Consider the following 14,869-nt stretch of genomic DNA (forward strand, 5'->3'; position numbering starts at 1 on the left):
TTAAATTCCCAGCAGAACCACTAATTAAAAACTATTAATAAAGGCCTTTTAGAGTTAGAATTTTGTAATAGAAAAAAAGTAATTACAAAGAAGCATTTGCAAATGCTTTATCAAAGGCGCTTTCTAAACTCTCTTTTAGTAATGGTTTTGTTAAATAGGCCACAAAATCTGTTTCTTTAGCCCGTTCAAGGTCCTTTGGATCCTCTGAAGAGGTGATGTAGATTAACTTTACATCGCGATGTTTATTGATTTCTTTGGCTGCTTCTATACCGTCAACGTCATCAGCAAGATTAATATCCATTAAAATAAGATCAACTGCCCCTATACGTAGTGCCGATTCGATAGCTTGGGAACCTTTGGAGCTGGAACCAATAACAGTATGTCCCATTTGATTAATAATCCGTTCGAGGACTATCTGTTGAATACTGTCATCTTCTACAATCAGTACTTTCTTAGATTGTAATTGGGTATCTTGGGCCATATATACTTTTGGAGCTATTTTGCAAATTGGAGTGATATTATTTGGCTTAGTATGCAAAATTCGCACTAACTTTACAATTAGAAGCTTGAATTTTTACTTATAATCGCCCAAATAGCTAAGTATCCAATGTATTAATAAATATATTATTTATAACTAAATAAAAAGACAGGATACACAAATAGTATATCCTGTCTTTGAAAAAAGTGTGCTTGGTACAGCTTTAAAGAAAGAGTAAACTATTCTTCAACAGCCATATCCATTTTTGCCATGGCATTGGCTTTGTTTCGAACCAGTGCAAATTCAAGAGTGTGTTCGTTCCAATTAGAGATATTTCGGAATATTTTTTTGGCATCCTCACTCATTCCAGACTTTTGGTAGCTCATTCCCAGATAAAACTGCCCGTATATATCGTTGGAATCACTTTTCTTGAGTTCCTGTACAGCTTTGGTAAAATCATTCTGCTCATAAGCTACAATTCCGCTAAGCATATGATACATATCCATTTCATTTTTATTGTCTGATTGTACAGCATATTCACGGATTTTTTCTACATTGGCATTAGCTTTGTCGAAATCTTGTTGTTTGGTGGCTTTTAAAACTTCATTGCGCAGTGATAAAAGTTCCAAATCATGTTTTCTGTTTTCAGTTAGTTCATTATTTGCCATAATATTTTTGCAGGCATTTAAACTCTTTTCAGCTTCTTCGATATCACCCTTTTCAAGATTGATAAAAGCCTTTATCTGATAAAGCGTAGCCGCATTTTCAGAAAGCGATTCCTGCTCAGCCCATTTAATGGCCGCATCTGTTTCTCTGAGAGCTTGATCAAAATTATCTTCATACAAATAGGTATTGGCTAAAGCCTGATGCATGAATACTTTGTTACTGACAGAAGGGGCTATGGCGATAGCTTCTTTGTAGGCTTGTCGGCCATCCTCATACAGTCCTTTAAAGACCAGATTATTCCCAATTTTTTGTTGTGAGAAGTAAAAATTAGGATTCAATTCCAGGGCCCTGTTATAATGTTCAATTGCTAAATCATATTCTCCCATTTTAGTGTATAAGTCGGCTATGGAATCGTGCGGATTTGCCTCTTCGGGCAGTAAGCTTACATAAGTATTAAAAGATCTTTCTGCCTTTTCGTAATCGCCCATATCCTTATAGAGATATCCGAGATTATTATATGCAGGAGCAAATTGATCATCCAGGTCAATCACCTTATATAATTCTTTCTCAGCTTCTTTGGGCATATTTGAGCTTTGGTAGTAATTGGCAAGTTGATGATGCAGACGCTTATCATTGGGATATTGTTCTATGGCATCTTTTACCAATGAAATAGCTTGCATTGGCCTATTTTGAGCATTGGCGTTGACGGCTTCAATAAGTAGGCGTTCGCCCTCAGAAACCTGATCTTTGTTATTCAATGCTATTGTAATATGTCGATCAAAGTCTTTATCGGATGTTGCCACGATGGCTCGATAAATGTGAGCAAGGGCAAAATCAGGATCATTTTGCAGTGCCTTGTCAAACACATCACGAGCTTCATCAAATCTGATATTGTCGAAGAGCGTTCTTCCCTCAACAAACAATGTTTTAGCATCATTGCTGGTAGTTGTTACCGGTATTTCCTGGGCTAAAGCAGGGGGTGCAATCACCACCAATACTGCAAGCATTGATACAACTGCATACGTGATAAATAAATATATTTTTTTCATACAAACCTCGATAATTGATTGAGTAATATGGCCATGTAATTTTGGCCGTTCCATTTTAACTACCGGATTTGAAATAGGTTCCTAAAGTAAATAAAAACAGGCGGTTAAACAGCAAAGTGCTAGTGGGCAGTCTTATTTTTGAGTATTAGAAAATGTTTAATTAATAAAACTTAAACGACAGTGAGTCCTAAAAATGATACCTTAGGGTTTACTAATACTCTTGAAAGCTATAACTGCAGACTTGAAGTTAAATTTATTACCCTAAGCCTTTTAGAATTTGATGCAGGATACCAAAATATTTATTGTAGATGATTCCCCCATCCAGCTCATTCTGCTGGAAAAAGTGTTGCAGCGCGAGGGGTTTATTGTTGAAGCGTTCAGTAACGGACCTGATTTGATTGAAGGTATTTCAATTGAAAAACCTGATTTGATTATTTCTGATATCCACATGCCCGAACTAAACGGCTTTGAGCTGATCGAAGAGGTAAGGCGTTTTCCAAAAGGAGAAAAGATACCATGCTCTCTGATTTCCTCTAAAGCCGATAGGGTGATCCGTAAAAAAGTAGATGCTATAGGGGCTGATGCTTTTATAAAAAAACCTTTTGAGTTCGAATCATTAATGGCTGTAATTAAAGACCTATTGAAAGGGAGTAATATAATCAGTCAGAGAGCTTTTTTGTGACGAATGCCATAGCAATAGTTTTACTTCTTTTCTACTTTCATTCACCCACTTGAATAAGTATAAAACAAAGAGTAAAACGGGGCTAGCCTTTTGCCATTCCTGATATGATCACTATTCTCAATGAAGTTACGAACGCTTAGACTGCAGGGTGATACCGGGAGAAACTTTAGCAATTATTATTGATTCAGACTTTGGGAAGGGAACAGTAAAATACTCTCAAAAAACTGTAAATTTGGTTGTAGAAATAGATGCTTATCTCTTATATTCACTCACCTTTGATTAATGCCTGAGTGGCGGAATTGGTAGACGCGCCGGATTCAAAATCCGGTGGCCATTGCGGTCGTGGGGGTTCGAGTCCCCCCTCAGGTACACTTCATTCCTTAAATGGCAAACAGTTCGCTTATGAAGCCCCAAAAGTTTTTTGCTTACGCCGCACTCATTATCGTTATTGCCGGTGGTGCTATCTGGTACATTATAAATGATTATTATAATCGTCAGGATAATGGATCTTCTGTCGATGTAGTCATGTATAAAAATGAGGGTTGCCAGTGCTGTGATAAATGGGCTGCATACATGCAGGGCAATGGATATAGTGTTAAATCAGTTAATTCCCCCAATCTATATACAGTGAAAGCTGATCAGGGGATACCGCAAAATATGGGCGCCTGTCACACGGCGGTTGTGGATGATTACGTAGTTGAAGGTCATGTGCCGGCCCAAGATATACGACGGCTCTTAAAAGAAAAACCTGATGCTCGCGGATTGGTGGTTCCCGGCATGCCCGCCAGCTCTCCCGGGATGAATACAAAGCCCAATGAGCCTTACAAAGTGTATCTGCTAAAAAAGGATGGCAGTACCGAACTGTTTGCTCAGCATTGAGTAAAAGTAAGCCCTTTATGATGAAGAACTTCTTTGTCAGTTTCGGACTCATATTTGTTTTATCTGCTTTCATGTTTTGGGGATGTAATTCCGAAAGCGAATCAGAAAAAGAGGATGGGCCCACGCAGCCGCTCGAACAGCTTGATCCCGCATCGGCACAATTATATCCCGCACAACGAGAAGCAAAAGCACGGGAATTCGAAGTTACTTTACTAAATGGTGAGACATTTACTCTTTCGGATTACCAAGGACAGGTGGTGCTGTTAAATATTTGGGCAACTTGGTGTGCGCCTTGTCGTGAGGAAACCCCCGATCTGCAGGAGCTATACGAAAAGTATAAAGAGGATGGATTTATGATTTTGGGGGTATCTATTGATGAGCAGGGAGAATCGGTGGTACGTCCGTTTATTGAAAAGTATGGGGTATCCTATCCAATTGTGATAGATGACGGTACAATTATGGACAAGTACGGCCCCACAATGGGCATTCCAACAACGTACATCATCGATAAAGAAGGGAACCTTCAATATTTTGCGGTAGGAGCTCTGACCAATAAAGAGTTGGAACCCAGGCTTAAGACCCTTCTTTCAGAATAGCATAGCCGGGTAATTATTGGTGAGATCTATAATGCAGGTGTAATGCCCATCTCGCGCTAATATGATGGTACTTTTACGAGCCTTGTTGTGTTTTGCCGTGATCTTTGGCCGGCAAGTGACCAGTATATGAAATACTCTGATCGATAAATTTTTGAAGTGCTTTGGTATGAGAATATACCTTTTCTTCAATCATCACAAAATCATCATATAATCCTTTATCCGGTAGGTACTTCCTGATGCCGGGACGATCTACAAGAGAAGAGGCCAGCCGCTCTCCAATTCTTGCGATTAGCAGATCCTCATAAATTCCCAAGCACATATTACCGTTAATCAGATATCCAACCCCGCCACCTTGTTTTCTCTTTTCAAGCTCTTCGTTTGCAATCAGGTGGTGATCCAGTAAATCTTCCAGCTTTTCATTGTACTCAGCCACGACAGTTAGATTAATTGAGAATAATATTTATTCGCTCAAGATGGTCAGCCAACACTTTATTTTCAAGATGATCAATTTTCTTTTCTATATCCAATGGAACAGAAGCATCTGGAATTTGCAAAGATTTTTTATAGATGATAAGCGCCTGCCCCATTGATTTTTGAGAACGCTTGAATGATTCCTCAAATAGCAGTTTGCCTTGCTCAACAAGGAGGTCTGCTACAGCTATAGCCAACTCAGATTCGAAGCTGTCATTATGAATAAAAAGATCAAGTGTTTCCTCAAAGTCAAGCTGGTGAAATGCCTTGGGATGATCTTTAGTGAGTTTCGTTAATGCATTTTGGATTTCTTTTACTGCCTCTTGATACTGATTTTGATTCTTTTTAAAGATAATCTGCTGCAACAATTGAGTAAGGATTTGAATCTGACGCATCAAGAAATCCTTTTCATGCAGAGGCATAAGATCCTAGGTTAAGTTCTGCGTTTTCTTTCGCGAAGTTTCGGCCATCTCTTTGTGATAATCAGATAACTTATCAGCAAGTTCACTATCCTCTGTACTCAACATGCGAATGGCGAGTAGGGCAGCATTACCTGCTTTGCCAATGGCTACTGTGGCTACCGGCACTCCCGGCGGCATCTGCACAATAGAATACAGGCTGTCGAGTCCACTAAGTGTACTGGTTTTTACGGGTACGCCAATAACAGGCAGTGTGGTATGGGCAGCGGTCATTCCCGGAAGATGCGCAGCACCACCTGCTCCTGCAATAATGACTTTAATACCTCGCTCTCGGGCCGACTTACCGTAATCTGCCATATCATTGGGAGTACGATGGGCTGAAACCACTTTTTTTTCGTAGGGGATGTCAAATTCGTCTAAAATATCACAGGCAGCTTTCATCGTAGGCCAGTCACTGTCGCTGCCCATGATTACTCCAACGGTTGGCTGCTTCTCGCTCATAATTAAATAAGTAAGTTAAATATTACAGTTCTGATAAAACCGAAAATCATTAAATATCTTATGGGAAACAAATATTTAGTGTAGAATACTTAAACGAAAGGCAATGATGGAGTGATCGAATTAAGTTTAGTTAATATTCATGTATTTAGTGGTAATTTTTTTTAATGTTAGCTCAAAAGAGTGAAACTAAAGTTGGGAGCAATAATATTTTGGGGCTAATACCTTTAAGGAGTGGCAATAGAAAAAGTTTAGCTGGGTACTTGTTCACGGTCTTGATGACAGGGGTGACTTTACTTTGTCTCATTCAAAATAGTTGGGCTCAAAGCGGACGTTCGGATGTTCTGGATGAGTTGATCGTACATATTGATTCGGCATTATCCCAAAAAGCCGGGTATGTTCAGATGCCAGACAATAAAGCTGATATTCAGGATCTTGATTCGTTATTTTATTATAGAAACTTTGCTACCGGGGATAAGTATGCATCCGCGAATATGTTAGAAAATAAGCGTCAGCGTATTCGAAACGATTGGGGAGTAAATTTGCAGGCCGGCTATTTGCAAAATTTTGATCAGGGAGTCTTCGATTCCGAAGGTATCTTTTACAACAGTCGTTACCAGTTGGGAGTTAAGTGGGATGTATTGAGTAATGGGTGGCAAGAGAATCAACTAAAGGCAAAACAGCTGCAGAGAGAAATTAAAATTGAAAATTTTGAACAGCACGAAGCTAATAGGGAACAGCATTATCAAGTTCTACGTGAACAGTTGCTTTCTTTGGTCATGCAAGAGCAAAAAAAGATCAAAAAACGATACAAAGAACTTCTCACCATAAAAAAGAATGAACTAAAGACTCTTTATGATTTAGGATATAAATCATGGGACGAAGTGCTGGAAATTTCATCCAGACTCTCGGAAACGGATATGGTGTTGGATACAGATGTTAAATTAGATTCTTTAGACGGCAAATGGCGAGTACATAAAAATGAAGTTTTGCCGGTTCTTTCCGTGGATTATGAAAAGTTAAGAAAAGAAGTTGCCCAGAAACCTATACGTGAAAAAACAGACTCGTTACGTCTGAAAAATACGCAAGATGAGTATCGCCGCTGGAGAGATATTTCTTTGTCGGCAAATGTAAACTACAACTATTATGATCGCTCGGGGCAACAGCTGCCCCTTACCAACGCTCAAGATCGAGAGTATTTCTCATTTGCTGTAAATCTTTCGGTTCCCCTTACAGTTTTTAAAGAAGGGAATGAAGAATTCAAAGAAGCGCAGCGTCAAGAAATTGCATATGAAAATAAGCGACAGGATTTTGCTGAGCATAACATGCTCAGGCAGCATTTCAGGGAATATCAGGAACTGAAAAATCAGTATGCTAATACGTATTACACGTACCAACGGCAATTACAACGTATAGAACAAAAACAAACGGAACAGCAAAACGGCAACCAGGAATATGATTCTTCGGAGTTATTAAATTTGTATTTGTCGCAAGTTGAGGCCATTTGGCAATTGACCCAGACGAAAGAAAAAATCTACGAAAAGCTTATTCGCCTCAGCAGGTTTGCACCGTATTCTCCGTTATCCAGCTATGCCAGCGTTTGGACTCCCCCAAAGTTAGCACAAAAAAACAATTCTTCCTCCACGGTATATATGTGGTCCGGTACGTTTGAGAACTATAAAAATCCGTTATTACTGGATTATATGTCTGCCCGAAACTTCGATACCATTTTGCTTTCTCCGGGACCGGATATGATATCCGTATCAGATAAATTGTCGTCCTTTATCAGAAGCGCCAAAGCAATAGGGGTTTCCGTAGATTTAATGAAAGGTAGCAACGTATTAATCAAAGAGGAAAACTGGGATAGCATTCACGATTTTGCTAAAAATGCACGTGCTTTCAATGCCAAAGGCATCCATTTGGATGTAGAACCGCATACCTTTGATGATTGGTCCGATAAAAGGGAGAATTACCTTAAACAATACACCCGCATGGTTAAATATGCCAAAAGGGTTACTGAAAGATATAGCTTGTCTTTGTCGATTTCTGTACCTGTGTTTTATGACGATATTCTGCCGGAACTTTATCTGCTGGTTGACAAGCTTTACGTAATGGCATATAACATATCAACGATGCCACAGCTGAAGAAGCGATTGTCCAAAGAACTACAGTTTACCGGTGAACATAGTAATGACAGAGAAAAGCTCGTGGTTGCACTACGTCCCGATGATTTTGTATCCCAAACGCAAATGGAAGACTTTATTGCACAATTAAATCAGCAATATGGCAAGTTGTCTTTTGCTGTTCATGATTTTGAAACACTGATTGGCTTAAACTGAAAAATGATATGAAAAGCGAATATTTTAGATCAAAACCATCGAAAATTCGTGGTACTCGGGAAAAGGAGATGGCAGAGTCGATCAACTGGGATCGGGTCGTTTATCTTTCCATTATTGGATTTGTCATGATTGTACTGGCGTATTTCCTATTTGATTATTTCATGATTATTGAGGGGCAGGGCAGGGTGGTTGCCAACCGCGTAGAGGTACGGTTTCCTGTTGATGTTAGGATTACAGAAATGTTTGTAGAGGAAGGAGATTCCGTTCGCTCCAACGAGCCTTTGTTTTCTTTTGCGATTATTCATCAATCGCAAAGCCCGCAACAAAATCGTGATGAAAGACGCCGCCTGGAAGAAAAAATTATGAATGTGCAGGGAGATATTGATCAGGAAGAAATTTCTTACCAGAACTCTATAGAGCAATTAGAGTACTACAAAAATCAAAAAGAACTGGTTCAGAAAGAGATACGCCTTGGTGTTAGCAGCTTGAATGATTTGCGGAATATTGAAAATAAAATTATGAGCTTAAAACAGGATACTTCTCTTGCTTCCTCAAAATTAAAGCACCTGCGTCAGCAAAAAGCAACGTTGGCAAAATGGAGAAAAGCTCCCGAAATTTATAATACGTTTGCAGGTCTCGAAATGGAAGGAGAAGCCAGTATTGACCAGACAGCCGGGGGAACTGAAATATTGAGAAAGTTTACGACGCCACAGGGAGGTGTGGTAGAAAGAATTGACAAAAATGTATCGGAGCTGGCTATGCGTTCGGAATCTATAGTAACACTAAGGCGGAAAAGTGAAGAGATTTTTATACGGGCGATATTTCAACGAAGTAGCCGGCAGTATTTGCAAAATGGCGATACACTAAAAGTAAATTTTGACGGTGATATTGACAGTTACGGAGTAATCACCGGTTTCGATACGCCTCAGCTATCCAACTGGCAGTCGCTTGCAATCGGTGAGCTTGGCAATATCAATAAATACATAGTTGTGAAATTAAAACCGGTTAATAAAAAGGCCTTCTCGATATGGGAGGAGAACAGCAATTTGGGCGTGACAGTACGCAAGGTAATCCTTTAGAAAAAAAAGATGTTATGAAAGAGAATTTTGCTCAAAAAATATCGCATGAAGACCTTGTATTTATGAAGATACAAGATCGATCACCGCTGTATTTGCCACAGCTTAAATCGTTTGATGCGGTCATTATTGAATATTCCAACCAGTTGGCTACCGAAGAGATCGTTAAGAAAATCCGTTGTCATAACATGGAATCGGTATACTTGATCCCAATATTTATTTACAAAATTTATGAGGAAGAGTCGGATAGCCGAAATCCGCTGATTGATGGCACCATACACTCCTTGAATAGCCTGGGGAAAGTGGCAGAGGTAACACGGAAGATCAATAACAAATTAACTACGTAAGAATATCCGGAGAAAGCTATGACTCTTAATTGTATTATAGTAGATGACGAAAAGACCTCACGGGTAGCAATGTCATCGCTCGTTGACCACAGCGATAGTCTTAATTTAGTGGGTATCGCAGAAAGCGGAGAGCAGGCGCTAGAATTGCTTGAAGAAAAACAGGTGGACCTTATTTTTCTGGATGTGATGATGCCTTCGATGTCGGGATTCGAATTTTTGGATGAGATCGAAGATAATAACAACGTTAAGGTAATTTTAGTAACCGGGAAGAAAGATTTTGCCGTAAAAGCTTTTGATTATGCGATATCTGATTATCTAGTAAAACCGGTATCTCGTAATCGTTTTAAAGAGTCAGTGCAGCGCATACGAAAATCTGTCTCTGTTCAGTCAGATTCGGATTTTCCCAGCAACCTCCTGCTTCTCAAGCTGATCCGTTTTATGCACTCCCGGGATATCAGCTTTTTAGAGCCGGTTCCATCGCGTAAAAGTTTATTGGGATATAGTTATGCTATGCTTACCGAAAATCTGGACTTTGCTAATGAGGCCGATGCGCTTGATATCCTCGAAGAGGCAGAGAAAAATGAAATTATTACAGGCAAGTTTGTGGATACCATCTACTTGTGTAATTCCTGTTCTAACAGTTATTTGAATATCAGGGAGGTGTGTCCGAACTGTGATTCATCTCACTTGGTTTCTCACGATCTGATACATCATTTCTCTTGTGCATATATGGGGGAAATTAGTGAATTCAAGGCTGCCGGGTATGGTGAAACACTTATATGTCCTAAATGTGAAAAAAAGTTGAAACACATTGGGGTGGATTATGATAAACCGGCAGCAATATTTAACTGCCGAGGATGCGCCCATTCTTTTCAGGATCCGTTGATACGCGCCAAATGTTTAAATTGCGGTGCCGATCAAAAAGTCGAGCATTTGGTAAAAAAGGAGATAAAAAAGTATCACCTTACGGCCAAGGGCAAGGATATGGCCGAGGGTAATCACTACGTGAAAATAAGCAAGAATAGTGAACAAATGCCTGATGAAGGTGAGAGTACCGAATACTTTATCCGTGCGCTGAAAAATGAAATTAAACGCAAAAGTATTGCAGAATTTGATAGCTCCGTAGGTATGTTTCGATTATGGAATATCCCAGAGCTTTATCAGCGTATAGGAAATGTTGCCAAGCGCGACTTGCAAAAAGAGCTGCAACAAATATTATCCAACGATTTGGCCCCGGGTGATGAAATTACGTTTTGGGATTACGAAACCATTTTAATGCTTTTTCCAGAGCAAAGGAAAGAAGAGGTTGAAAGTGTAATGGATGAGATGGGAGAACGCATGAAGGAGTTGATCAAAGATAATTTTGATGACTTTGAATTGGAGTTGAGGATGGCTGTTTTAAGGGTTAAAGAAGATATCAGTTATGAATGGACCATCAACGAACTGCTCGAAAAAACATCGAAATCAAATGTATAGGCGATGTTAGAATTTATAGAATTTTGGCATAACGAGGGAACCAGGGGCTTTGTGCGCATATTCTGGTTCTACTTTATTTTCGAGCTTCCCCGGTATATCCTGCTCGACTATTCCGTACTTATGATTACATTTATAAAGAATAAAACAGGGTGGAAAGATTATTCAATAGCAAAGCAGCGATTTTGGAGTGAGCGGCCGTTTGTATCCATTATTGTACCGGGTAAGGACGAGGGAGAAAATTATTACCAGCTTGTTTCATCGTTGAAGGAACAATCATATCAGAACTTTGAAGTGATTGTGGTAGATGACGGATCGGATGATAACACACCTATTATTGGACGTAATCTTGAGCGCAGCGGGGAAATTGATCTTTTTCTCAGAAATGAAGAACGTGGGGGGAAAGCCTCTGCGGCCAACTTGGCCCTACAATATTGTAAGGGTGATTATGTGATTCACGCCGACGCTGATTGCTCCTTTAATCAAGATGCCATTGAGCAAATTATGATTCCTTTCTACCTTAATGAAAATACGGGTGCGGTCGGAGGAAACCTGATGGTTCGCAACAGCAACGAAAGCCTTTGCACCATCCTGCAATCTATTGAATATTTGATCTATATTTTTGTAGGACGCACGGTGGCTTCATCGCTCGGTATTTTGCGCATTGTTTCGGGCGCCTTCGGTGCTTTCCGCAAAGATGTGTTGCAACGAATAAAGGGATGGGATGTAGGGCCGGGACTGGATGGAGATATTACACTTAAAATACGAAAGCTTGGATATAAGGTTCGCTTCGAGCCTCGTGCGGTGGCTCAAACTACGGTTCCGAGTAACTTTAAGTCACTGGCTCGTCAGCGTCTACGGTGGAGTCGATCACTAATCAGGTTCAGGTTCCGGAAACATCGCAATCTATTTGCACCGTCAAAAAACTTCAACCTGCTCAACTTTTTTACGATTACCGAAAATATAGTGTACGATTTTGTGCTCAACGTGATGTGGTACATCTATATGGTGGACATCATTATGAACTTTACCTCAACGCTGGGTTATGTTATTATCGCAGGTTTTGGTCTTTATACTGTTTCCAAAGCCCTTGAGTTTGTTGTGGTACTCTTGATATCGGATACACGGAAAGACAAATTAAAATACATATTATACTTGCCCGCAATGGTATTATATACGGGCTATTTTATCCGATTTGTACGTACATGGGCTTACATTAAAGAATATTTCTTTCGATCGTCGTATAAGGATCCCTGGAATCCTTATAAAACTTCCAGTGAGGCATTAAAGCTTGAGAAAAAAGTTATGGAGTAACTTAAATTGAATAAAGATTTAAAAATAAACAAAACACACAGAAAAAGGGAGCAGTTATGAAAACACTAAAAATTGTACTTAATGTAACGCTGATAGCCGCTATTTTGGGCTTGTTAGGGTCATGTGATATTCTGAATACTGGTAGCGAAAATAATCAGATCAGTGTCAATAATGATTTGCAGAAACTTAATGAACGGGTTAGTATCGTTAATGAGCCTGTTGCGCTTGATACAACTTCGGGTGAGGCATCTACTGTTACAATGACAAAGAGTAATGATCATACCTTTACTCATGTTGCTACTGTCAGCTCACCGCTTGATGAGAATAGCAATTCCCTGAGTGCAACCAGTATTGAGATAAGTTCCGATAATAAAAAGATCTATGTCTCTTACCATCTCAACGGTAATCCTTATGCAGGAACTATCGATATATTTGATGTTAAGGATGAGTCTAACCCCCAAATAATATCCTCGGTTTATTTCTCTGATACGGATGTGAATGCACTTGAAATCGAAGAGAATGGTAAAACGCTTTGGTACGCGGGCGGACGAGATATCACAAAAACTGATTACAGTGAGGAGACTCAAAAGGGAGCTGTCGTGGGTGAACTGAAAATAGATAAAGATGTTTTTGAGGATTACCGTAAAGAAACGCCGCTACCAAGCTACTCCGGAAATGCTATAGTTGAGGAATCGCAACAGTTGTATGTGGCATCGGGAGCTACCGGAGGGGGATTTTTTGAGCTGAGCAAAGATGATTTGTCGATTATAAATCAATTTGATGTGGATTTTGCCAAATATATAGATAAACGACAGGGTGACATCATTGGCTTAAGTCTGATGAATGGTGAAGAGGCCAAATTTAATATCATGGATTTCAAGAAGGGAGAATTGCACGGTTTTGAAACGAATTTTGAAGTAACTCCTCCAAATGGCAAGAATGTTATTGAGCATCGTGATGCAATTACGTATGGAGCCTTCGGTAACCAGGGCGTAAAAGGGTACAAATTTGATGGAGGCGGAGATCCGTTAGTCTATGAATTTGATCCAACGGGAGAAGATGTGGCTAATGCTGTCAGCTCTGATGGTCAATATGTGTATATAGCCCACGGCACCGATGGACTGTTTATAACAACACGGGCTAAATCACCAAATAAAGAACCTGAGGGGATTTACTCATGGGATAATGACGATCAATCTTCAGCCAATTTTGTTAAAACTGACGGTAAATTTGTTATCCTTGCAAATGGAACTGATGGACTGAAAATACTCAAAAGAGAAAAGTAAGGTCTATTCAGAGTAAATGAGTTTTAAAATTACGGGTGGCTTATTGGTACCCTAAATACGTGTGGCACTGGTAAGTTCAGAAGCTCGGGTATAGGTCTCATTAACTGTTTCTCCCAATAGGGTATAATGTGCCATTTTTCGGCCCACTCGGCTATTGAGTTTGCCATAAACATGGAGGTGTCCGTCACCGGTGCGTAATGCCTTCAATGCATTATCAACTTGGGCGCTGCGTTCATCTGTACCTAACAGATTAACCATTGCTACGGCTGGGGCACGCAATTTTGTAGAGCCCAGCGGGAGGCCCATTACGGCGCGGATGTGGTTTTCAAATTGCGAGGTAATACAGCCTTCAATAGTATAGTGACCTGAATTATGGGGACGAGGAGCAGATTCGTTGAGAAGTAAGTCCCCATTTTTTGTCAGGAAAAACTCGTAGGCAAAAATACCCTTTCCATCGATAGCCTCGGTAGCTTTTAAGGCCATCTGCTGTGCTTCGTGTTGGATGGACTGTGAAACCGGAGCCGGAGATTTGACGCCAACACAGATGTGATTCTCTTGCACGGTTTCGCAGCACGGATAAACAACATGTCCCGTCTCATTTCGGGCTACTTGTACAGCCAGTTCGTGGGTAAAGTCAACGAATGCTTCGGCTACAATATCATGATCATCATGCCCCCCCAAGTTATTGTATGCTTTTTTAGCCTCCTCTATACTACTCACTGTTTCATTACCGTAACCGTCATAACCGCCTTTGGATGATTTAAGTACGTACGGCCAGCCATAGTTTTGGCCGAATGTTTTAAGGTCTGTTACGGTTTTGACAAGTTTATAGGGTGTGACTGGGATCCCCGCGTCTTCAAATGTCCGTTTTTCTATGAGTTTGTTTTCAATCTTTGCAAAACTACTGGGGGATGGAAATATATTGGTCCCACTTTGTTCTTGAGCTTTTCTCAGTACTTTTGAATCTATAAACTCGTTTTCGAGAGTGAGGACATCACATGTTTTGGCAAAATTTGTAAGATCATCCACAGAATCATAGGCTCCGGTACTCGAATACGGTGTCATAAATTGGACGGGCTCGTTTTCATCCCGGTCAGAGAAAACGCCAACTTTAATACCATATCGAAAAGCTTGCAATCCAGACATTCGAGCTAACTGTCCGGCACCAAGAAAACCGAGCTTAAAATTTGCGGATAGAGGATTTTTAGCCATTGATCTATTGTTTTTATAATTCCAAAATTTGACCCGAACTTAATAATTATTCCGTTGGGAATTAAGGAAATTGGTACTGTAATT

General features: G+C 40.0%; 15 protein-coding genes and 1 tRNA gene. 10 read left to right on the top strand and 6 right to left on the bottom strand.

Annotated features, from left to right (window positions below; genetic code table 11):
• Positions 1–82 precede the first annotated feature (82 nt).
• Both ACT3IB_RS01490 and ACT3IB_RS01495 read right to left on the bottom strand, forming a co-directional pair.
• Positions 83–481, bottom strand: coding sequence for a response regulator (locus ACT3IB_RS01490; protein WP_491537248.1), 399 nt, complete (start codon positions 479–481; stop codon positions 83–85).
• A gap of 236 nt (positions 482–717) precedes the next feature.
• Positions 718–2,193 carry a tetratricopeptide repeat protein gene (locus tag ACT3IB_RS01495; protein ID WP_491537249.1) on the bottom strand — a complete coding sequence of 492 codons (1,476 nt, stop codon included), beginning with the start codon at positions 2,191–2,193 and terminating at the stop codon, positions 718–720.
• A 280-nt stretch (positions 2,194–2,473) separates the two neighbouring features.
• Here ACT3IB_RS01495 and ACT3IB_RS01500 point away from each other — a divergent pair, with 280 nt between their 5' ends.
• The 4 genes from ACT3IB_RS01500 (at position 2,474) to ACT3IB_RS01515 (ending at position 4,350) form a co-directional block, all read left to right on the top strand.
• Positions 2,474–2,875 (top strand): response regulator, encoded by a 402-nt coding sequence (locus ACT3IB_RS01500; protein WP_491537250.1) that lies wholly within the window; start codon positions 2,474–2,476, stop codon positions 2,873–2,875.
• Positions 2,876–3,159: 284 nt separating this feature from the next.
• Positions 3,160–3,244, top strand: a tRNA-Leu gene (locus ACT3IB_RS01505).
• A gap of 33 nt (positions 3,245–3,277) precedes the next feature.
• The gene (locus ACT3IB_RS01510) at positions 3,278–3,754 is read left to right on the top strand and encodes a DUF411 domain-containing protein (RefSeq protein ID WP_491537251.1); all 477 of its coding nucleotides are present in this window, start codon (positions 3,278–3,280) and stop codon (positions 3,752–3,754) included.
• Positions 3,755–3,771: 17 nt separating this feature from the next.
• Complete coding sequence (locus ACT3IB_RS01515) at positions 3,772–4,350, top strand: TlpA disulfide reductase family protein (RefSeq protein WP_491537252.1); 579 nt, start codon at positions 3,772–3,774, stop codon at positions 4,348–4,350.
• Positions 4,351–4,423: 73 nt separating this feature from the next.
• Here ACT3IB_RS01515 and ACT3IB_RS01520 read toward each other — a convergent pair whose 3' ends face one another.
• From ACT3IB_RS01520 to purE, 3 genes are read right to left on the bottom strand one after another with little or no spacing between them, the layout of a single operon-like run.
• Positions 4,424–4,783 (bottom strand): hypothetical protein, encoded by a 360-nt coding sequence (locus ACT3IB_RS01520; protein WP_491537253.1) that lies wholly within the window; start codon positions 4,781–4,783, stop codon positions 4,424–4,426.
• 10 nt (positions 4,784–4,793) lie between these two features.
• A complete protein-coding gene (locus ACT3IB_RS01525; protein WP_491537254.1) occupies positions 4,794–5,216 on the bottom strand; it encodes a hypothetical protein in 423 nt (140 codons plus the stop codon).
• 33 nt (positions 5,217–5,249) lie between these two features.
• Positions 5,250–5,741, bottom strand: a complete 492-nt coding sequence (gene purE, locus ACT3IB_RS01530) for a 5-(carboxyamino)imidazole ribonucleotide mutase (RefSeq protein WP_491537255.1) — start codon at positions 5,739–5,741, stop codon at positions 5,250–5,252.
• Positions 5,742–6,025: 284 nt separating this feature from the next.
• On the opposite strand from purE, the gene ACT3IB_RS01535 reads away from it, so the two are divergent.
• The 6 genes from ACT3IB_RS01535 to ACT3IB_RS01560 are packed head-to-tail and all read left to right on the top strand — an operon-like array spanning position 6,026 to position 13,573.
• Complete coding sequence (locus tag ACT3IB_RS01535) at positions 6,026–8,077, top strand: hypothetical protein (RefSeq protein WP_491537256.1); 2,052 nt, start codon at positions 6,026–6,028, stop codon at positions 8,075–8,077.
• A gap of 8 nt (positions 8,078–8,085) precedes the next feature.
• The gene (locus ACT3IB_RS01540; RefSeq protein ID WP_491537257.1) at positions 8,086–9,156 is read left to right on the top strand and encodes an HlyD family secretion protein; all 1,071 of its coding nucleotides are present in this window, start codon (positions 8,086–8,088) and stop codon (positions 9,154–9,156) included.
• Positions 9,157–9,170: 14 nt separating this feature from the next.
• Positions 9,171–9,500 carry a hypothetical protein gene (locus tag ACT3IB_RS01545; protein ID WP_491537258.1) on the top strand — a complete coding sequence of 110 codons (330 nt, stop codon included), beginning with the start codon at positions 9,171–9,173 and terminating at the stop codon, positions 9,498–9,500.
• Between the two features lie 18 nt (positions 9,501–9,518).
• Positions 9,519–10,976: a TackOD1 domain-containing metal-binding protein gene (locus ACT3IB_RS01550; RefSeq protein WP_491537259.1), complete on the top strand. Its 1,458-nt coding sequence runs from the start codon at positions 9,519–9,521 to the stop codon at positions 10,974–10,976.
• A 3-nt stretch (positions 10,977–10,979) separates the two neighbouring features.
• Positions 10,980–12,287 carry a glycosyltransferase family 2 protein gene (locus tag ACT3IB_RS01555; protein WP_491537260.1) on the top strand — a complete coding sequence of 436 codons (1,308 nt, stop codon included), beginning with the start codon at positions 10,980–10,982 and terminating at the stop codon, positions 12,285–12,287.
• Positions 12,288–12,343: 56 nt separating this feature from the next.
• A complete protein-coding gene (locus ACT3IB_RS01560; RefSeq protein WP_491537261.1) occupies positions 12,344–13,573 on the top strand; it encodes a hypothetical protein in 1,230 nt (409 codons plus the stop codon).
• A 51-nt stretch (positions 13,574–13,624) separates the two neighbouring features.
• On the opposite strand, the gene ACT3IB_RS01565 is transcribed toward ACT3IB_RS01560, so the two are convergent.
• Positions 13,625–14,785 (bottom strand): 5-(carboxyamino)imidazole ribonucleotide synthase, encoded by a 1,161-nt coding sequence (locus tag ACT3IB_RS01565; protein WP_491537262.1) that lies wholly within the window; start codon positions 14,783–14,785, stop codon positions 13,625–13,627.
• Between the last annotated feature and the right edge of the window lie 84 nt (positions 14,786–14,869).

This window comes from Fodinibius sp. GM21 (assembly GCF_058386955.1).

Coding starts and splice junctions, on each gene's coding strand:
- ACT3IB_RS01560 (WP_491537261.1), top strand. CDS start 12,344: ATGAAAACACTAAAAATTGTACTTAATGTAACGCTGATAGCCGCTATT.
- ACT3IB_RS01540 (WP_491537257.1), top strand. CDS start 8,086: ATGAAAAGCGAATATTTTAGATCAAAACCATCGAAAATTCGTGGTACT.
- ACT3IB_RS01490 (WP_491537248.1), bottom strand. CDS start 481: ATGGCCCAAGATACCCAATTACAATCTAAGAAAGTACTGATTGTAGAA.
- ACT3IB_RS01550 (WP_491537259.1), top strand. CDS start 9,519: ATGACTCTTAATTGTATTATAGTAGATGACGAAAAGACCTCACGGGTA.
- ACT3IB_RS01495 (WP_491537249.1), bottom strand. CDS start 2,193: ATGAAAAAAATATATTTATTTATCACGTATGCAGTTGTATCAATGCTT.
- ACT3IB_RS01515 (WP_491537252.1), top strand. CDS start 3,772: ATGATGAAGAACTTCTTTGTCAGTTTCGGACTCATATTTGTTTTATCT.
- ACT3IB_RS01555 (WP_491537260.1), top strand. CDS start 10,980: ATGTTAGAATTTATAGAATTTTGGCATAACGAGGGAACCAGGGGCTTT.
- purE (WP_491537255.1), bottom strand. CDS start 5,741: ATGAGCGAGAAGCAGCCAACCGTTGGAGTAATCATGGGCAGCGACAGT.
- ACT3IB_RS01565 (WP_491537262.1), bottom strand. CDS start 14,785: ATGGCTAAAAATCCTCTATCCGCAAATTTTAAGCTCGGTTTTCTTGGT.
- ACT3IB_RS01500 (WP_491537250.1), top strand. CDS start 2,474: ATGCAGGATACCAAAATATTTATTGTAGATGATTCCCCCATCCAGCTC.
- ACT3IB_RS01510 (WP_491537251.1), top strand. CDS start 3,278: ATGAAGCCCCAAAAGTTTTTTGCTTACGCCGCACTCATTATCGTTATT.
- ACT3IB_RS01525 (WP_491537254.1), bottom strand. CDS start 5,216: ATGCGTCAGATTCAAATCCTTACTCAATTGTTGCAGCAGATTATCTTT.
- ACT3IB_RS01545 (WP_491537258.1), top strand. CDS start 9,171: ATGAAAGAGAATTTTGCTCAAAAAATATCGCATGAAGACCTTGTATTT.